This is a genomic window from Streptomyces sp. NBC_01465, from assembly GCF_036227325.1.
Taxonomy (GTDB): domain Bacteria; phylum Actinomycetota; class Actinomycetes; order Streptomycetales; family Streptomycetaceae; genus Streptomyces.
This window is the reverse complement of sequence record NZ_CP109467.1, coordinates 4214474-4233232: the sequence shown is the minus strand read 5'-3', so window position 1 is coordinate 4233232 and position 18759 is coordinate 4214474. Positions and strand designations below refer to the sequence as shown.

Sequence of the window (18759 nt, the reverse complement as noted above, 5' to 3'; positions counted from 1 at the left end):
CTGGCGTGATGGCGCTGCGGGCGGCGGGACGGCAGTCCCTTGTGGACACCGTGGTCGAGCAGCTGCGGACGCAGCTGGCTGAGGGCGAGTGGGCTGTCGGGGACCGGATTCCGACCGAGCACGAGTTGGCGGAGCAGCTGGGCGTCGGGCGCAACACGGTGCGCGAGGCGGTGCGGGTGCTGGTGCACGCGGGGCTGCTCGAATCGCTGCAGGGCAACGGGACCTTCGTACGGTCGACGGCCGATCCGGCGGCGGTGCTGCGGACGATGCGGCATGCCGGGGCCTTGGACGTACTGGAGCTGAGGGTCGCGCTGGAGGCCGAGGCCGCGCGGCTGGCGGCGGTACGGCGCGAGCCGGGCGATCTGGAGCGGCTGCACGAGGCGCTTCGGGTGCTGCGGGGGGAGGGGGACCGGGCCGCTGACGCGGACATGGACTTCCACCGGGCCGTGGTGGAGTCGACGCACAACGCGGCTTTCGTGGAGGTGTACCGCTTCTTCTCCACGCAGGTGCACGAGGTGCTGGTCGAGGCGCTCGGGGACCGCGAGATGCCGCCGATCGACCTGGAGACGCACCGGGCGCTGGTCGATGCGATCGGGGCGGGGGATCCGGATGCGGCCGAGCGGGTGGCGCGGAGACTGCTGCAGGAGCCGATCGATGCGGTGAGTGCGCTGCTCGCCGACCGCTGATTGCTGATCGCTGAATTTCCTTACGTAACGCATGAGTTGAGAGAGGTGTTTGTTTTGTCACGCCCGGATTCCGAGCTGCTGGTCATCGATGCGGAGGCCGATGTCAGGCCCTCCGTGGAGGGGGCGCGGGCGCGGCGGGCGCTGCTGGCGCATCCGGTGCTGCTGCTGGTCGGGATCGTGCTCGCCTCGGTCAACATGCGGGCCGCGCTGGCGAGCATGTCGCCGCTGGTGACGCAGGTCGGGGCGGACTTCGGGCTTTCGGAGACCTCGCGCAGTCTGCTGACGTCGGTGCCGGTGCTGTTCCTGGGGCTCGGCGCGCTGGTGGCACCGTGGCTGGGGCGGCGGTTCGGGAGCGAGGTGGTGCTCTTCGGGGCGCTGTTGCTGCTGGCCGGCGGAATTCTGGTGCGGGTGCTGCCTTCGGTGGGCGCGCTGTACGGGGGGTCGCTGCTGATCGGGACCGCGATCGCGCTGCTGAACGTGCTGATGCCGGGGCTGATCAAGCGGGACTTCCCGGACCGGGCGGCGTCGATGACGTCGGTCTACACGGGCGCGATGATCGCGGGCGCGACGGTGGCCGCGGCGGCTTCCGTACCGCTGGAGAAGGCGTTCGGGGACAGCTGGGAGGCGTCGCTGGCCTTCTGGTCGCTGCTGGCCGTGGTGGCGGCGGTGGCCTGGGCGCCGCAGGTGATCATTGCGCGGGGGCGTACGGGGCACGAGGTGCGGGCTGCTTCTTCGGCTTCCGCCGCCGTACCGGCTCGGAGTGTGTGGCGCAGTGCGCTGGCGTGGCAGGTGACGCTCTTCATGGGGCTGCAGTCGCTGTGGTCGTACGTACTGATCGCCTGGATGCCGACAATCTTCAGCGACCACGGGATGAGCCGGTCGACGGCGGGTGTCGTCTTCGCCTTCAACAACCTGATCCAGGTGGCCGGGGCCTTTGTGGTGCCGGTGCTCGCGGGTCGGATGCGGAGTCAGCGGCCGCTGATCGTGCTGGTCACGGGGATGGTGGCTGCCGGTTATGTGGGGCTGATCGTGGCGCCGGTGGCGGGCGCGTGGGTGTGGGCCGCGGTGCTGGGGGTCGGGCAGGGCGGCGCGGTCGGGCTGGCGTTGACGCTGATCGTGCTGCGGTCGGGGGACGCGGTGACGGCGGCGCGGCTGTCGGGGATGGCGCAGACGGTGGGGTACCTGCTGGCGGCGGTGGGGCCTTTCGCGGCGGGGGCGGTGTACGAGGCGACGGGGAGCTGGACGGTGCCGCTGTCGCTGGTGGTCGGGGTGTGCGCGGTGGCGCTGGGGGTGGGGCTGATGGCGGCTCGGGACCAGAAGGTGTGACCCAGACTCCCGCAGCTGCTGCCTGATGGCCTGCATGTGACCACCGAGGGTGTGGCGCAGTACTTCGCTGTCCACAAGGACGCTGTGCATAGCGTCGTCAAGCGTCATCGTGACGAGCTCGCCAGCAACGGAATGACCACCATTAGTGGTTCTGACCTGCGCGGACATGACGTGGTCAAAACGACCACGTCATCCGGGAGCGTGGGTGAAAGTTATCCACAGGGGCGGCGCCATCAGCGTCTCTTCACCCGTAGGGTGATCCTCAATGTCGCCATGTTGCTGCGTGACAGCGACGTCGCTCACTACGTCCGCACGTATCTCCTCGACACCGAGGAACTGCGCCAGAGCCAGGTGGCCGACCCCCGTTTCGACGGGCTCGACCGGCGCGTGACCAACCTGGAGTCCTCCATGGCCCAGGTCGGCCCGGCGCTGCAGGAGTTGGGGCCGGTGCTCCAGCGGATGTCCCTGAAGTTGGAGACGATGGACCACCGGCTGGAGGCCATGGACCACCGGCTCGACTCGATGGACCACCGGCTGGACTCGATGGACCGGCGGCTCGACGTCACCCAGCAGGTCATCGGTGCGATGAGCGTCCGGCTCACGGATGTCGTCGAGGACGTGGACCTGATCAAGCGCCAACTGCATCTGAAAGCACCACGGCAGAGGCGCCGTAAGCGCTGACGCACACAGCTGAGGGGGCAGGGGCCGGTCGGCCCCTGCCCCCTCAGGGTGTTTCTGCCTTACTCCTCGCCCGCCAGCTTCAGCGTGCGCAGCTTCTGGCCCGCGTACCAGGTCGCCGCGGCCGTGACGCCCGCCAGCAGGACGATGCCCAGCGGCAGTCCGACGTCCGAGCTGATCGTGCCCGGGGTGGCAATCTTCTCCGCCAGGGACAGCGACCACTGCTGGACGCTGAGGGTGCGCGCGCCCGCGACCAGGTTGCCGAAGACGGACTCCCAGACCAGGGCGTAGACCAGGCCCGCGACGACCGCGTGCCGGGTGATCGTGCCCAGGAGCAGGAAGATCGCGGCGTACGCGATGGAGGCGACCAGCGCCGCGACCGTGTAGGCCACCGCGATCTGCTGGCCGTTGCCGTTGAGGATCATGCCCGCGATGAACGTGGGGATGGCGGAGAAGGCCATCGTCACGCCGACCGCCACGAAGAGCTTCGTCATGATGATCGTGGGGCGCTTCACCGGCTTGGCGAGGAGATAGACGATCGAACCGTCGTCGATCTCCGGGCCGATCGCCCCCGTACCGGCGATGACACCGATCAGCGGGACCATCGTGGCCATGGCGAATCCGCCGAGGACGTCGGTGGCGATCTGGTCGTCGGCGCCGCTGAACGCGCGTACCGCCGCGGCGATGACGATCAGGAGCGCCGGGAGCACGAAGAGGATCGCGGCGCGGCGCCGGCCGAGCAGGGCCCGGTAGGTGAGGCGGGCGACAGTGGGGTTGTACATGAGGGAACTCACCGCTCCTTTCAGGCCGTTACTAGGTAGGAGAAGACCGACTCGAGGGATTCGTCCGAGGGCGAGACCGTGAGGAGGCGGATGCCGCCCGCGCGGGCGACCTGGGGGAGGAGTGCGGTGAAGCGGAGGAAGTCGACCGCCTGGATCCGCAGGGCGCCCTCCGCGAGGTCCACCTCGATACCGGCGGTGGACGGGTCCGCGATGAGTGCCGCCGCGAGCGCGCGGTCGTCGCTGGAGCGGACCAGGTAGCGGTGCGGGCGGTCCGTCATCAGCCGGCGGATCTTGCGGAAGTCGCCGGAGGCCGCGTGCCGTCCGGCCACGATCACCTCGATGTGCGAGGCGAGTTGCTCGACCTCTTCGAGGATGTGCGAGGAGAAGAGGACCGTGCGGCCCTCGGCGCCCATCGAGCTGAGCAGGTCCATCAGCTGCATGCGCTGACGGGGGTCCATGCCGTTGAAGGGTTCATCCAGGAGGAGGACGGAAGGGTCGTGGACGAGGGCCGAGGCCATCTTCACGCGCTGGCGCATGCCCTTGGAGTACGTGGCGATCTTGCGGTCCTGCGCGTACTCCATCTCGACCGTGGCCAGGGCGCGCTGTGCGGCGCGCTCGTCCAGACCGTGCAACTCGGCGTTGGCGACGACGAATTCGCGGCCGGTGAGGAAGTCGTACATGCCCTCGCGCTCGGGGACGATCCCGAGCTTGCGGTAGATCGTCTCGTTGCGCCAGATCGTGTCGCCGTCGAGGGTGACCGTTCCGGTCGAGGGGGCGAGGAAGCCCGCCATCATGTTGATGAGGGTGGACTTGCCCGCACCGTTGGGGCCGAGGAGCCCGGTGACACCGGGGCCGACGGTCATGGTGATGTCGTTGACGGCGACCACGTTGCCGAACCAGCGGGAGGTGTGGTCGATGTTGATCGTGGTCACAGCCCGACCTTCCGGTAGCGGCGCATCAGGACGGCGTACGAGCCGTAGATGAGTCCGAGGACGACGAGGAGGTAGACCACGCCGACTCCGGCGCTCGGGCCTGTCCCGCCCGGGTAGGAGGAGGTCGCACCGAGGAAGGCGGTCTGTACGCCGTCGATGAGCGTGATCGGGGAGAAGAGGCCGAGCCACTTCACCGCTCCGGGCGAGCCCTGCTCGAACGCGATGGCCTGGACCGTGGAGACGGCGCCGTAGGTGATCGTCATCAGCGCGATGACGGCGGCGACACCGAACCCGCGGCGCGGGGTGAGCGCTGCCATCACCAGGCCGAGGCCGGCGAAGAGCAGGGAGAGCAGTGCCACGGAGACCAGTCCTTGTGCGAACCCCTTGGTCTGGTGCGCGAAGTCGAGCTTCGCGAGGAGCGATCCGACGTAGAGGATCAGCAGGGGTACGGCGGTGATGATGAAGAGGGCCGAGGCCATCGCCGCGAACTTGGCGAGGACGTAGTCGGCGCGCTCGATGGGGCGCGAGAAGTAGAGGGGGATCGACTTGAAGCGCAGGTCGCGGGAGACCGCCTGGGGGGCCTGGGCCGCGAGGTAGAGGCCGATGACGGCCTGGGTGAAGATCGCGTAGCGGGTGTATTCGAGGGGCAGGTCGTTCGCCTTGGTGGCGACCGCGACGGCCACGATGATCGCCGCGGGCACGCACATCACGGCGAAGAGGATCATCGGCAGGACCTTGGACTTGACCGAGCGGCCGAGTCCGTAGGAGCCGCGCAGCGACTGCGAGAAGAGCGAGCGGCGGGCGTAGGCGCGGCCCAGTCGTGCACCGTCGTAGTTGCGGTACCCGATGTTGTGGATCTGTGTCTGGGCGGGCTGCTGGGTGGGGGTGCTCACAGTGCGTTCGCCTCCTGCTTCTTCTCCGGCGCCTCGGAGCGGAAGACCTCGGCGATGTGGTGGCGTCGCTGTTCCATGCGTACGAGACCGAGACCGAGGTCGGCGACGGTGTCGCGCACCAGGTCGTACGTCTCTTCGCCCGTGGCTTCGACGAGGAGGATGTGGCCGGCGCCCGGGAGGCCGTTCTCCAGGCCCTCGTGGAGCGTCACTCCGGCCGCGGCGAGCTTCTCGCGCAGGACCTGCGCACCGTCGGGGTGCGTGTCGGAGTCGGTGACCTCGACGGCGAGCGTCGCCGTGGTCTGGGTGAAGTCGCTGGTGGAGCTGGAGCGCAGGAGCTTGCCGCCGTCGATGACGACGACGTGGTCGCAGGTGCGCTCCAACTCGCCGAGCAGGTGCGACGTGACCAGGACCGAGATGCCGAAGTCGGTGTGGATACGGCGGATCAGGCCCAGCATCTCGTCGCGGCCGACCGGGTCGAGGCCGTTGGTCGGCTCGTCGAGGAGGACCAGCTTCGGGTCGTGGACCAGGGCCTGGGCCAGCTTCACACGCTGCTTCATGCCCGTGGAGTAGCCGCCGATGGGGCGGTAACGCTCCTCGTACAGGCCGACGTGGCGCAGCGTGTCCGCGGTGCGTTCACGGGCGGCGGTCGGCGGGAGTCCGGACATGCGCGCCATGTGGACGACGAACTCGGTGGCCGAGACGTCGGGCGGCAGGCAGTCGTGCTCGGGCATGTACCCGACACGCTCACGGATCGCGGCGCCGCTGGTGGCGACGTCCAGACCCAGCACTTCGGCGCGGCCCTCCGTGGCGGGGGACAGTCCGAGCAGGATCTTGATCATGGTGGACTTGCCGGCTCCGTTGGCGCCCACCAGTCCGGTCACGCCGGGTCCGATGTCCAGGGAGAGCCGGTCAAGCGCGGTTACCCTCGGGAACCGCTTGCTGAGGCTTTCGGTCACGATCACAGTCACGTATTCGAAGGTAGTGGCGCGCGCCACATCGGACGTCAGCCCTGGCGGCTGGATGCGTGTCCGACTCCAGATGTACGGACCCGTAGGGGGCCCTGGACCCGAGGCGTACGCCCGGGAGTTATCCACAGGCTGGTGCACACCCCTTGACGCAGCCGCCGGGCATTGTCACATTCATCAGTGTCAAGTTACGAGCACGTACCGCGACACAGGGCGGATGGCATGACCTCAGCAGGCGCAGCAGCTTCAGCGGTGAAGAGCGAACTCTCGGCGGAACTGCGGGGGTTCAGGACGGTGCAGACCCTTGCGTACGAGTGCGCCGAGGCGGTCGCCGCGCAGCTCAAGCCGGGCGTGACCGAGCGCGAGGCGGCGCGGATGCAGCGCGAGTGGCTGCGCGAGCGGGGCGTGCGCGACTGGTTCCATCTGCCCTTCGCCTGGTTCGGGGACCGGACGGCCTTCGTGGGGTTCCGGGTGCCGCTGCAGTTCTTCCCGACGAACCGGAGGCTGGAGGCGGGGATGCCGTTCATCCTCGACATGGCCCCGGTCTACAAGGGATACACGGCGGACATCGGCTACTCGGGCTGCCTGGGCCTCAACCCCGTGCACAACAAGCTCCTCGCCGATCTGGAGGCGCACCGCGAGCTGATCCTCCGCGAGGTGCGCGAGCGGCGGTCACTGCGGGAGATATACGAGGACGTCGAGCGGCTGATGACGCGGCAGGGGTACGCCAACCGGCACCGCGCCTATCCCTTCGGCGTCATCGCGCACAAGATCGACCGCGTGAAGGAGCGCCGGTGGTCGCCGCATGTCTTCGGGTTCGGTACGCAGTCGCTGAAGGGCCTGGCGAGCGACGCACTGCACGGCCACCGGGACGGCTGGTCCCCGCTGTGGAGCCCCTACACCTTCTCCGACCACCCGCCCCAGCCGGGGCTGTGGGCGGTGGAGCCGCATCTCGGATTCCGGGGTACGGGCGCGAAGTTCGAGGAGATCCTGGTGGTCACCGACTCCAAGGACCCCGAGCAGAGCGCTTTCTGGCTGGACGACGATCTGCCGCACGTGCGGCGCTGGGCAGAGGAGAAGTCGGCGTGAGTCTTGAGGGTGCGCGCGAGCGCTGGGTGAGTACGGGCGGAGTCGAGCTGTGCGTCGCGGAGTTGGGCGACGCCTCGCAGCCGACCGTGCTGCTGGTGCACGGCTATCCGGACTCCAAGGAGGTGTGGAGCGAGGTCGCCTCGCGCCTGGCGGAACGCTTCCATGTGGTGCTGTACGACGTCCGGGGGCATGGCCGCTCGACGGCGCCCGCCCCGCTGCGGGGCGGGTTCACGCTGGAGAAGCTGACCGACGACTTCCTCGCGGTCGCGGACGCGGTGAGCCCGGACAAGCCGGTGCATCTGGTCGGGCACGACTGGGGCTCGGTGCAGTCCTGGGAGTTCGTGACGGTGCAGCGGACCGAGGGCCGGATCGCCTCGTTCACCTCGATGTCCGGGCCCTCGCTGGACCACTTCGGGCACTGGATCAAGAAGCGGATGGCGCGGCCCACACCCCGTAGGGTCGGCCAGCTCCTGGGGCAGGGCGCCAAGTCCTGGTACGTGTACATGCTGCACACGCCGGTGCTGCCTGAGCTCGCCTGGCGCGGACCGCTCGGCAAACGGTGGCCGAAGATCCTGGAGCGGGTGGAGAAGATCCCGGCCGGCGACTACCCGACGGCCTCGCTGCCCTCGGACGCGGCCCACGGGGCATGGCTCTACCGCGACAACGTACGGGCACGGCTGGGCAGGCCGCGCGCCGACGCGTACGCGCATGTGCCGGTGCAGCTGATCACGCCGACCGGGGACGCCTTCCTCTCGGAGCGGCTCTACGACGAACTGGAGCAGTGGGCGCCGAGCCTGGTGCGCAGGTCGCTGCCCGCCAAGCACTGGGTTCCGCGCACCCGGCCCGACCAACTGGCCGCCTGGATCGGAGAGTTCGTGACCGCCAACGAGGACGGGGTACCGGCGCAGGACTCTGTGGCGAGCGGACCGTACGCGGACCGCTTCGGCGGGCAGCTGGTCCTGGTGACCGGGGCCGCCAGCGGGATAGGGCGGGCCACCGCGTTCGCCTTCGCGGAGGCAGGGGCGCGGGTCGTGGGCGTCGACCGGGACGCGGAGGGGGCTTCCCGTACGGCGGAGATGGCCCGGCTCATCGGCTCGCCCGAGGCCTGGGCCGAGGTGGTGGACGTCAGCGACGAGGCCGCGATGGAGAAGCTCGCCGAGAAGGTCGCCCGGGAGTACGGCATCGTCGACGTCCTGGTGAACAACGCCGGCATAGGGATCTCCGGGTCCTTCTTCGAGACGACGAGCGAGGACTGGAAGAAGGTCCTGGACGTCAATCTGTGGGGCGTCATCCACGGCTGCCGGATCTTCGGCAAGCAGATGGCCGACCGCGGCCAGGGCGGCCACATCGTCAACACCGCGTCGGCCGCCGCCTTCCAGCCGTCGAAGGCACTGCCCGCGTACTCCACCTCCAAGGCCGCGGTACTGATGCTCAGCGAGTGCCTGCGGGCCGAGCTGTCCGACAAGGGCATCGGGGTCAGCGCGATCTGCCCCGGCATCGTCAACACCAACATCACCTCCACGACGCGCTTCGCGGGAGTCTCGGCGGAGGAGGAGAAGCGTCGGCAGAAGAAGTCGTCGCGCCTGTACGGGCTGCGCAACTACCCGCCGGAGAAGGTCGCTTCGGCCGTCCTGCGGGCCGTGGTGCGCAACCAGGCCGTGGTGCCGGTGACGCCCGAGGCGCGCGGCGCCCACTTCATGTCCCGCTTCACTCCCCGGACCCTGCGCGCGATCGCCCGATTGGAGCCGCCGCTGTGAGCACCGAACAAGAAGGACACGCTGCGCCCTCCCACTACGCCATCGTCCCGCGCCGGGTCGCCTTCGACTGGGAGCGGACCCCGCTGCACTGGATCCCCGAAGAGCCCACCGCGACGCATGTGATCAATGTGCTGCACCTGCTGCTCCCGGCGGGCGAGCGGTGGTTCGTGAAGGTCTTCAAGGAGGCCCTGCCGCTGGTCGGCGACCCTCAACTGCTCAAGGACGTCAAGGGGTTCATGGGGCAGGAGGCCACGCACAGCGTGCAGCACTCCCACGTCCTGGACCACCTGGCCGAACAGCGGCTCGACACCGGGGCGTACACCCGGCACGTCGACTACCTCTTCGAGACGCTGCTGGGCGAGCAGCCGCCGTTCGGCGCTCCGATACCCACCCAGGAGTGGCTGCGCTTCCGGCTCGCGGTCATCGCCGCGATCGAGCAGTTCACCGCGGTCCTCGGGAACTGGGTGCTGCACGCGGAGGCCCTCGACCACGCCGACTCCGACGAGGTCATGCTGGATCTGCTGCGCTGGCACGGTGCGGAGGAGGTCGAACACCGGGCGGTGGCCTTCGACATGTACCAGCACTGCGGGGGCGAGGGGCTGCCTCGGTACGCCCGGCGGATCGAGGGGATGGCCGTGGTCGCCCCGGTGCTGCTCTGGCTCTGGGTGTGGGGGACCTCGTATCTGATCCGGCACGACCCGGAGCTCGCCGGCAGGCTGCGCTACTCGCTGCGCGAGCACAACAAGGCGGTCGCCAAGGGGCTGCTGCCCAGCTGGCGTGAGCTGGGTGCGGCGATTCCGCGATACTTCAGGCGGTCGTACCATCCCTCGCAGGAGGGCTCGCTGCGCAAGGCGGTCGAGTATCTGGCGGCCTCGCCCGCGGCCCGTTCGGCGGCGGGCGCGATCGGGCGGGCGGCTCTCTCGTAGAGCAGGAGATCTTAGGGAGTGAGCGTGTCCGAAGCGGAGTACCGGATCGAGGATCTGGCGCACCACAGCGGTGCCACGGTCCGTACGATCCGGGCCTACCAGGACCGCGGTCTGCTCCCCACGCCCGAGCGGCGCGGGCGGGCCAATGTGTACGGGGACGGCCATCTGGCCCGGCTTCGCCAGATCGCCGACCTGCTCGACCGCGGCTACACCCTGGCCTCCATCAAGGAGTTGCTCGAGGCCTGGGACGCGGGGCGCGGGCTCGGCGGCGTCCTCGGTCTGGTCGCGGAGGTCCACGGACCCTGGACGGACGAGGAGGCGGCCCGGATCTCGCGGGCGGAGCTGGACGAGCGGTTCGGGGGCGTGCCCGACGACGAGGCCGTCGAGGACGCGGTGGCCCTGGGTGTGCTGGAGCGCGTCGCCGGCCGGGACGACGAGTTCCTGGTGCCCAGTCCCCAGGAGCTGGCGGTGGCGGTGGAGCTCCATGCGGCGGGGGTGCCGCTGAAGGCGATCTCCGGGCATCTGCGGGAGCTGCGGGGACAGGTCGAGCACATAGCGGCCCGGTTCCTGGAGTTCACCACGGAACATGTCTTCGCCCGCTACCTCGGGCACACCCCGCCCACGGACACGGATGCGGCGGAGGCGGCCTCTCTCGTACGAAGACTGCGCCCGCTCGCCCAGCAGAGCGTGGACGCCGAACTGGCCCGGGCGATGCGGCTGTTCGCGACCCGGCACCTGCAGCAGCATCTGAGCCCCGCGGGGCCGCCGGACCCGTACGACGACCCGCAGCCGGTGTCCGTGCCCGCCGCGACGCTGCGCGCGGTGGAGGGGCTGGTGGGCACGGAGAACGCGCCCGCCTTCATCACCGCCGCCACTGAACGCGAGCTCCAGGCAAGGACGTTGGACGCGCTGGCTTTTCCCCAGCAGCCATGACAGCAGGGCGAGTTATCCACAGCTTCGGCCAAATCCCCTGTGGATAAGCAGAGTTATCTGTGGATCATGGTGGATAAACCTCCGGAGAGCAGTAATTCGAATGCGCTCCGTCACAGCCACCGGCACCCTGGCTCCATGGATGAAAGACCCACTCAGGAAAGAAGCATGGATGAACGTCGCACCGTCAAGGTGTCGAAGTACCTCTCGAAACATCTGCGGCATCAGCCCGAACGCATCGGGCTCACCCTCGACACCAACGGCTGGGTGGCCGTCGACGATCTGATCCGTGCTGCCGCAGCGCACGGATTCCACTTCACCCGGGCCGAGCTCGACCATGTCGTCGCCGCCAACGACAAGCAGCGGTTCGCGATCGACGGCGCACGGATCCGGGCCAGCCAGGGCCACACCGTCGAGGTCGACCTCGACCTGACCCCGGCCGAGCCGCCCGCGTACCTCTACCACGGCACGGTCGCCCGCAGCCTGGACGCGATCCGGGCCGAGGGCCTGCGCCCGATGGCCCGCCACCATGTCCATCTCTCGCCCGACCGCGAGACGGCGACCCGGGTGGGCGCCCGGCGCGGCCGCCCCGTCGTCCTGAGCGTCGACGCCGGGGCCATGCACCGCGCCGGTCATGTCTTCCGGGTCAGCGCCAACGGCGTCTGGCTCACCGACGCCGTACCGCCCTTGTACCTGCGCTTTCCCGGCTGAGAAGATCTCCGGCATGGCACATCCGCAGCTGGTCAGCACCGAGGCAGCCGTCGACGGGGTCGAGTTCCACGACGTCCCCCGCGACTCCGTGCCCGCGTTCCTCCGCTCGGTGTACGGGGGACTCGCCTCCGTCAAGGGCAAGTTCTTCCCGCCCGGCTACTGGCTGATCGTGCCGCTGCCGGGCGACGAGACGTACAAGGAACTGGTCCTGCGGGGCGCAAGTCTCACGCCCTGGCTCAGCGGCAAGGTCCGCTAGCCACCTGGCCCACTAGCCCGCCAGCTGCGCGAGGCCTTCCGTCGCGATCTGCTCGAAGACCTTCTCGTCGGCCTCGAAGTCGGAGTCGGCGATCGGGGCATGGACGACGATCTCCGTGATGCCGAGCGCGAAGTGCCTGCCCGCGAAGTCCACGAAGGCGTCGAGGGACTCCAGCGGCCGGCCCCGGTCCGGGGTGAACCCGGTCAGCAGGATCTTGTCCAGCTCCGCCACGTCCCGGCCGATCGCCTCGCAGGCGGCGCCCAGCTTGGTGATCTGCCCGCTGATCGCGTCCCTGGACTGCTCGGGCGTCCCGGCCTCGAAGAGCTTCGGGTCGCCGGTCGTCACCCAGGCCTGGCCGTGCCGGGCGGCCAGCTTCAGCCCGCGCGGCCCGGTGGCGGCGACGGCGAAGGGCAGCCTCGGCCGCTGGACGCAGCCGGGGATGTTGCGGGCCTCGACCGCCGAGTAGTGCGTGCCCTCGTAGGTCACCGCGTCCTCGCTCAGCAGCCGGTCGAGCAGCGGGACGAACTCCCCGAAGTGGTCCGCCCGCTCGCGCGGGGTCCACGGCTCCTGGCCCAGGGCCGTCGCGTCGAAGCCGTTGCCCCCCGCTCCGATGCCCAGCGTGATGCGGCCGCCGGAGACGTCGTCGAGGGTGATCAGGTCCTTGGCCAGGGTCACCGGGTGCCGGAAGTTCGGCGAGGTCACCAGCGTGCCGAGCCGCATCCGCGAGGTCACGGCGGCGGCGGCCGTCAGCGTCGGCACCGCCCCGAACCAGGTCGTGTCGCGGAACGAGCGCCAGGACAGGTGGTCATAGGTGTACGCGGTGTGGAAGCCGAGGTTCTCGGCGCGCAGCCACTGCTCGCGGCCGCCTTCCTGCCAGCGGCGGACGGGGAGGATCACGGTGCTCAGGCGCATGTTCCGACTGTACGTCGGACCACTGACACCCGAGCACCGCAGGACCTCCCGCGCAGGTCAGAGGCTCAGGACAGATGCTTGAGCTGCTGCTCCAGCTGCTTCAGCAGCTCCCTTGGAACCTCCGCCTCCGCGCCGGGTGCCTTCAGCTCCTCCACCAGCTCCCGCAGCCTGCGCGCACCCTCCTCGCCGCGGTCGAGCTCACGCTCCGTCCAGGCGAGGCGGGTGACGCACTGCGCACGGTCCCGCAGGAAGTCGGGCCCCAGGGCGGCGAAGGCGTCGGCGGCCTGCTGCCACAGGAGGACGGCCTCGCGGCGCACCGCCGCCGAGCTGTCGTCCGCGCCGTCGTCCTCGGATTCGTCGTCATCCTCGCCGTAGAGCTCGTCCGTGATGAGTTCGGCCAGCTGGGACCAGGTCCGCGCCTGCTCGACGACCAGTTCCGGTCCGTCCCCGGCCACCGCGTCGAGCGCCCGGACCATCAGCCCCCGCGCCTCCGCCACCGCGGCGTCGCCGGGGTCCTCGTCCCGTACCTTCAGCCAGGCCAGCGACCGCAACGCCCGTGCCAGCTGCACCGGCTCGCCCGTCCCGCTCCACAGCTCGATGGCGCGCGCGTACGCCTGCTCGGCCTCGTCCGAGAGACCGGCGCCGGTCAGGCACTCGGCGGCCATCGTCGCCAACCGCGCCTGTGGGAAGGGGTTTTCCCAGCCCTTTGCCGTCTCGGTGGCGAGCAGATACTGCTCGGCGGCCGCCCGCTGGTCCCCCAGCGCCCGCAGCTGGTTACCGAGGGTCTCGCGGGCCCTGACCGTCTCCTCCTCGCCGTGCTCCAGCAGGTCGGGCAGGGCCGACTCCAGCACCTCGGCCGCCTCCGCGGCCCGCCCCGTCTCCCCGTACGCCTGGGCGAGAACCAGCCGCGCCATGGCCCCCGCGCCCGCCGTGTCGCCGGCCGCGTCGAACCAGTGCGCCGCGTCCAGCGCGTGCTCCGCCGCCTCGGCCTCCTTGCCGTCCTGCCGGTACAGCACCTCGGCCAACGTCAGCCGTACGGCGCCGAGTTCGGCCGGGTCGGTGATCTCCGCGCTGTGTTCCAGGGCGGCCCGCGCCGATTCCTCCGCGTCCTCGGCACGCCCCAGCATCAGCTGCAGCGAGGCCCGTCGCCCCAGCACCTCGACGGCGTCCCACGGGCGCCCGGCACCGGGACCGCGTTCCGCCGCCGAGGTGAGCAGCGCCTCGGCCAGCGGCCAGTCCTGGGCGGCCCAGGCGCGCTGCGCGAGCATGGTCTCGGCGTCGGCGAGCAGATCCGAGACGTCCTCGGGCACCGCCTCGTACCGGACGACGAACTCCTCGACGGCAGGCCCGGCTTCGGACTCCGCCGCGCCCGAGAGGAGCCCGTCCAGCCGGATGCGGGTGAGGTCCACGGCCGCGATCCGGCGCACCCGCGTGGAGTCCGCGGCGTCCAGCGCCTCGGCGGAGGCGGCGGCGGTCGCGAGGAGCGTCCGTATCTCCTCGGGGTCCGCGCCTTCCTGGGCGGCGGCCACGGTCACCCACACCTCGGCGATCGCGGCCCGGCTCGGTTCGTCCGCGGCGCGGTAGGCCGCGACGGCCGCCTCGAAACCGGCACGCGAGGGCGTACGGATCGCGGTGTGCTCCAGCAGTTCGGCGGCGAGCAGGCTGTCCACGCTCTGCCCGCCGTCCCGGGTGAGCGCCTCGATCCTGTCCCAGACCGCGCGCGTACCGGGGTGCCCCAGCGATCTCAGCCGCCGTGCCTCCACGGCCAGTTCGGCCACGTCGTCGGTCGGCGCAGGGGCGGGGGACGGCTGTACCGGAGCAACCGGAACCGCCGACGGGCGGAGTCCCAGCGGCAGGGCGTCGAGCAGCGGCACCCGGCCCACGCGCGCGGCGAGCCGCCCGGACACCACTGTGCTGCCGTTCCGCTCGTCGAAGGACCGGGCCATGCGGTCCGCCTCGGGCTGCAACAGCCCGTGCAGTTCGGCGGCCGTACGCAGCTGTCCCTCGTACGCGACGACCGGCCGGTCTCCCTGGCCGAGCGCGACGAGCCGCCCGAGCAGCACCAGCACACCGGTGAACAGACTCAGCTGGGCGGCGGGGTTGCCGTTCGCGGCGAGATGGGAGGCGTGGTCGGTGAGGATCTCCAGACCGCGGCCCTCGTTCCCGGTCAGCGCGCAGAACTCGATGTGCAGACCGACGGTCGGCAGCAGGCTCTCGTTGCCCCGGGCCATGCGGTATCCGCGCAGGTGATGGGCGCGCGCCTCGTCGGCCCTGCCCGTCCGCACCAGCGGCAGCAGGGACTTGGCGAGGGTGCGGTGGGGCTCCTCCTGGCAGCTGAGCCGGCCGGCGAGGACGGGCTCCCAGACCTCCAGGGCCTTGGCGTCGTCCCCCCGCTCGTACCAGTGGTGCCCCTGGTCGTTGAGCTCGCAGGCGTGGCAGTTGGCCATCCGGTCGCGCTCGGCCGCGGTCCAGGCCGCGAAGGCGCGGTCGGCACGCTCCCGGTCACCGGTCTCGTCGGCGAGGTCGAACTCGGCCTGCCGTACGGCACGTTCGGTGAATCCGGCCAGCCGGTAGCGCCGCTCCATCTCCACCAGCCACCCCTCCATGGCGGCCAGGGGGACCTCGGGCAGCGAGAGCATGCCCGAGGTGACCCACTTGAACATCCAGTGGAAGTAGTAGGTGTCCATGGAGTCGAAGGCGGACGGATCCTGGTCCCACTCCTTCATCAGCCGGGCGAACGGCACCAGCATCTTGCCGCGCTCGGTGCTGTACTCGTACGCCTTGATCAGACCGAAGAGCGCGGTCCGCAGCACACCGCGGTCCCCCGCCTGCTCGGCCGCGGCGACCAGCTCCTCGGCGCGGGCGTTGCGCAGCAGACCGTTGGGCGCGTTCTCGTTCTCCCAGACGGCCTGACGGATCTCGGTGGGGGTCGGGGTGCTCAACTCTGCTCCTCCTGGCTCGTGGCGATCGGGTGGGTGGCCCACTCCAGGAGCCCGAGGAAGGACCGGTTGAGCAGGGAGGCGTCGATGGGGCGCAGCGGGCGCTGGGCCATGAGCAGCGCCTGCCCGTACAGCGATTCCACTGCCGTACCGGCCAGTTCGGTGTCGGGGATGGCGGCGATACGGCGGACCAGCGGGTTGTTGTGGTTGAGGACGAGCCTGGCCCGGGGTGCGGAGCCGCGCAGCGCGCCGAGGATGTCGGTCCACAGCGCGTCGGCGTCGGCCTCGGCGGCCGCGCGGTCGCGCTCGTGGCGGGCCTGGCGGTCGTCGAGGAAGAGGGCGGGGACCGTCACCGGCTGGAAGGCGCGCAGGGCGACGTCGCAGCCGAGCGGGTCGAGCGTGGTGCGGGCGGTGGCCAGGAAGGAGGAGAGCGCCAGCTCCTGCTGCGGCGCCACCGGGTCGAGGTGGGCGGTGACCGCCCCGGCGTCCAGCTCGGCGACGCTCACCCCGTCCCTGATCTGCGGCAGCATCGCGACGAGCTCGGCGTCGTACGTGTATCCGCCGTTGATCACGCCGAGCCCGTGGGCGGCGGCGATCGGGGCGACCTGGCGGAACTCCTCGACCGTGCGCGTGTAGTGCACCTGGGGGTGGGCCCGTACGAACTCGTCGAGCGTCACCCGCCCGTCGCTGGTCTCGAACGGCAGCCAGGGCAGCATCAGTTCCAGCAGGTCCCTGTCGTACCGGGCGAGGGACTTCACGCCCAGGTGGTGCACGGTGAGGAAGGCGGCGAGCCGGTCGGGGTCCCCCGCGGCGAGCTGCGTCAGCCACTCCCTGATGCGCCCGCCGAGCGCGTCCCGTACGGCGGCGAGGGTGTCGTCGTCGTACAGGCTCTCGCGGGACGCGGTGGGCCGCAGGGTGTCGGTGTCCAGGACGACGCGGACGAAGAACGCCCAGTCGGGGAGCAGGTTGTCGGCCCGGTCGGTGAGCAGCATTCCCTTCAGATAGACGCGGTGGCCGGCCTGGTGGGCGGGGCTGATGGCGGAGGGGAGCACATAGGCGACGCCGCGCACCCCGGCGACGGGGAGGTCCAGGTCGACGGTGTCCAGCGGGGTGAAGCCGAAGACCTGGGTGCAGTGCCCGGCGAGGGCGACCCGGCGGGCGACCGGGGTCGGGTACGGGCGGTCCCACACGGCGGGCCGGTCGGTGACGGGGCGGGTCGCGCCGTCCGGTCCGGTGAAGGTCACCTCGTACGGGAGCAACGAACCGAAGTCCCGCGCAAGTTCCTCGACACGCCGGGGAGTTGTCCACTCCTCGGCGCCGGGCCTCGCCTCCAGATAGACGGTGGTCCCGGGCTCGGGGCGCGCCTCGTCGGGGAGCGTGCGCACGGTGTACGAGCCGTCGTCGGTCGCCAGCCATTCCACGGGCGGAAGTTCTGGCGTACGGGCGGAGCGCGAGACCACCCGTATCTGCCGGGCCACCACGAAGCAGGCCAGCAGCCCGATGCCGAACTGGCCGAGGAACTCCTGCCGGGCGCTCTCCAGTCCGTCCCGCTTCGAGGAGCGCCCGATCGTGGCGAGCAGCGTGTGCACCTCGTCGGTGGTGAGGCCGATCCCGGAGTCCTCGATGGTCACCGCCCCCGCGGCCGTCACCGAGATCCGGATGCGGACCGGGGCGGCGGCGTCCTGGGCGAGCCGGGCGGTGGAGGCGTCCACGGCGTTCTGCAGCAGCTCGCGGACGTAGACGCGCGGGCTGGAGTAGAGGTGGTGGGAGAGCAGGTCGACGAGCCCCCGCAGATCGACCTGGAAGGTGTTGACGGCGGGATCGGACGGGATTTCGGGCGTACGGGAAGACGTCACAGGAGGTCACCTCGCGTGCTCATGCGCGGGGTCGGGCGATCGCGGGGTCCCCCCTCACGCATCGCGAACGGCCCGTCCCTGCGGCGCCACGAGGCGGGCAGGACACGGTAGTTGGGAGCCATCGTAGGACCGGGCACTGACAATGCCCATGGGGATTTCCGCGGCGGCGATCTTCGGCCAACTCCGGCCCGCACCGCACTCATATGTGCGCCTCCTCGCACGCCCGTGCGCATCGTGCGGGAGAATGGATCTGTGACCTCAGCTACCGGCCCTGCCCCCGCCGCCTTCCCCGTACCGCCCCGGTTGATCGCCACCGACCTCGACGGCACCCTGCTCCGCGACGACAAATCGGTCTCCGCCCGTACGGTCGCCGCGCTCTCCGCCGCAGAGAAGGCCGGGATCGAGGTCTTCTTCGTCACTGGCAGACCGGCCCGCTGGATGGACGTCGTCAGCGACCACGTCCACGGCCACGGTCTTGCGATCTGCGGAAACGGTGCCGCGGTCGTCGATCTGCACGGCGGCCCCGGAGAGCACCGTTTCGTCGAGGTCCGCCCGCTGGAGCGGCTCACCGCCCTCGCGGTAGTCGACATCCTGCGCGCCGCGGCCCCCGGCACGTCCTTCGCCGTCGAGCGGACCGGCGGGATACACCACGAGCTGGCCTATCCGCCCATGCACCTGGACCCGGCCTCCGGCATCGCGCCCGCCGAGAAGCTCCTCGCCGAGGACGCGGACACCGCCGAGCAGCCCGTACTGAAGATCCTCGCGTACCACCCCGAGCTGTCCCCCGACGCCTTCCTGGCCCTGGCCCGTACCGCCGTCGGCGACCGCGCCTCGGTCACCCGCTCCTCGCCGACCGCCCTCCTGGAGGTCAGCGGCCCCGGCGTCTCCAAGGCCTCGACGCTGGAGCTGTGCTGCGCCGAGCGCGGCATCGCGCCCGCCGAGGTCGTCGCCTTCGGGGACATGCCCAACGACATCGAGATGCTGACCTGGGCGGGCACCTCGTACGCCATGGGCAACGCGCACCCGGACGTGCTGGCCGCCGCGTCGGGCCGCACCGTCGCCAACAACGAGGACGGCGTCGCGGTGGTCATCGAACAGATCCTGCAGAGCCTCTGAGGGAC

General features: G+C 70.7%; 16 protein-coding genes and 1 pseudogene. 10 read left to right on the top strand and 7 right to left on the bottom strand.

Annotation, left to right across the window (positions count from 1 at the left end; all coding sequences use genetic code 11):
- Nucleotides 1-8: 8 nt before the first annotated feature.
- The 3 genes from OG707_RS19940 (at nucleotide 9) to OG707_RS19930 (ending at nucleotide 2693) form a co-directional block, all read left to right on the top strand.
- Entirely contained in the window at nucleotides 9-686 is a 678-nt protein-coding gene (locus OG707_RS19940; RefSeq protein WP_329127882.1) for a FadR/GntR family transcriptional regulator, read from the top strand.
- A gap of 54 nt (nucleotides 687-740) precedes the next feature.
- Nucleotides 741-2012: a CynX/NimT family MFS transporter gene (locus OG707_RS19935; RefSeq protein ID WP_329120161.1), complete on the top strand. Its 1272-nt coding sequence runs from the start codon at nucleotides 741-743 to the stop codon at nucleotides 2010-2012.
- A 273-nt stretch (nucleotides 2013-2285) separates the two neighbouring features.
- A complete protein-coding gene (locus OG707_RS19930) occupies nucleotides 2286-2693 on the top strand; it encodes a hypothetical protein (protein ID WP_329120159.1) in 408 nt (135 codons plus the stop codon).
- A 59-nt stretch (nucleotides 2694-2752) separates the two neighbouring features.
- Here the strand turns inward: OG707_RS19930 and OG707_RS19925 are convergent, their stop codons facing one another.
- Genes OG707_RS19925 through OG707_RS19910 form a run of 4 tightly spaced genes read right to left on the bottom strand, consistent with a single transcriptional unit; the run spans nucleotide 2753 to nucleotide 6259 of the window.
- A complete protein-coding gene (locus OG707_RS19925) occupies nucleotides 2753-3472 on the bottom strand; it encodes an ABC transporter permease (protein ID WP_329120157.1) in 720 nt (239 codons plus the stop codon).
- A gap of 20 nt (nucleotides 3473-3492) precedes the next feature.
- Nucleotides 3493-4404, bottom strand: coding sequence for an ABC transporter ATP-binding protein (locus OG707_RS19920; protein ID WP_329120155.1), 912 nt, complete (start codon nucleotides 4402-4404; stop codon nucleotides 3493-3495).
- Nucleotides 4401-5297 carry an ABC transporter permease subunit gene (locus OG707_RS19915; RefSeq protein WP_329120153.1) on the bottom strand — a complete coding sequence of 299 codons (897 nt, stop codon included), beginning with the start codon at nucleotides 5295-5297 and terminating at the stop codon, nucleotides 4401-4403. The genes OG707_RS19920 and OG707_RS19915 overlap by 4 nt, the downstream gene beginning before the upstream one ends.
- Entirely contained in the window at nucleotides 5294-6259 is a 966-nt protein-coding gene (locus tag OG707_RS19910) for an ABC transporter ATP-binding protein (RefSeq protein WP_329127880.1), read from the bottom strand. The genes OG707_RS19915 and OG707_RS19910 overlap by 4 nt, the downstream gene beginning before the upstream one ends.
- Nucleotides 6260-6484: 225 nt before the next feature.
- Between OG707_RS19910 and OG707_RS19905 the strand changes: the two genes are divergently transcribed.
- The 6 genes and pseudogenes from OG707_RS19905 to OG707_RS19880 all read left to right on the top strand — a co-directional run.
- On the top strand, nucleotides 6485-7351 hold the full coding sequence (locus tag OG707_RS19905; protein ID WP_329120152.1) for a M24 family metallopeptidase: 867 nt from the start codon (nucleotides 6485-6487) through the stop codon (nucleotides 7349-7351).
- A complete protein-coding gene (locus tag OG707_RS19900; protein WP_329120150.1) occupies nucleotides 7348-9108 on the top strand; it encodes an SDR family oxidoreductase in 1761 nt (586 codons plus the stop codon). The genes OG707_RS19905 and OG707_RS19900 overlap by 4 nt, the downstream gene beginning before the upstream one ends.
- Nucleotides 9105-10034, top strand: a complete 930-nt coding sequence (locus tag OG707_RS19895) for a metal-dependent hydrolase (RefSeq protein ID WP_329120148.1) — start codon at nucleotides 9105-9107, stop codon at nucleotides 10032-10034. The genes OG707_RS19900 and OG707_RS19895 overlap by 4 nt, the downstream gene beginning before the upstream one ends.
- A gap of 24 nt (nucleotides 10035-10058) precedes the next feature.
- The gene (locus tag OG707_RS19890; protein WP_329120146.1) at nucleotides 10059-10967 is read left to right on the top strand and encodes a MerR family transcriptional regulator; all 909 of its coding nucleotides are present in this window, start codon (nucleotides 10059-10061) and stop codon (nucleotides 10965-10967) included.
- Between the two features lie 165 nt (nucleotides 10968-11132).
- Nucleotides 11133-11675, top strand: coding sequence for an RNA 2'-phosphotransferase (locus OG707_RS19885; RefSeq protein ID WP_329120144.1), 543 nt, complete (start codon nucleotides 11133-11135; stop codon nucleotides 11673-11675).
- A gap of 49 nt (nucleotides 11676-11724) precedes the next feature.
- Nucleotides 11725-11931: pseudogene (locus OG707_RS19880) on the top strand (hypothetical protein); the annotation flags it as partial.
- A 12-nt stretch (nucleotides 11932-11943) separates the two neighbouring features.
- On the opposite strand, the gene OG707_RS19875 reads toward OG707_RS19880, so the two are convergent.
- From OG707_RS19875 to OG707_RS19865, 3 genes are all read right to left on the bottom strand, one after another.
- Nucleotides 11944-12843 (bottom strand): LLM class flavin-dependent oxidoreductase, encoded by a 900-nt coding sequence (locus OG707_RS19875; protein ID WP_329120142.1) that lies wholly within the window; start codon nucleotides 12841-12843, stop codon nucleotides 11944-11946.
- A gap of 65 nt (nucleotides 12844-12908) precedes the next feature.
- Complete coding sequence (locus tag OG707_RS19870) at nucleotides 12909-15785, bottom strand: tetratricopeptide repeat protein (RefSeq protein WP_329120140.1); 2877 nt, start codon at nucleotides 15783-15785, stop codon at nucleotides 12909-12911.
- Nucleotides 15782-17638: an HSP90 family protein gene (locus OG707_RS19865; RefSeq protein WP_329120138.1), complete on the bottom strand. Its 1857-nt coding sequence runs from the start codon at nucleotides 17636-17638 to the stop codon at nucleotides 15782-15784. Before OG707_RS19865 ends, OG707_RS19870 begins: the two co-directional genes overlap by 4 nt.
- A gap of 234 nt (nucleotides 17639-17872) precedes the next feature.
- Between OG707_RS19865 and OG707_RS19860 the strand changes: the two genes are divergently transcribed.
- On the top strand, nucleotides 17873-18754 hold the full coding sequence (locus OG707_RS19860; protein WP_443071353.1) for a Cof-type HAD-IIB family hydrolase: 882 nt from the start codon (nucleotides 17873-17875) through the stop codon (nucleotides 18752-18754).
- Nucleotides 18755-18759: the final 5 nt, after the last annotated feature.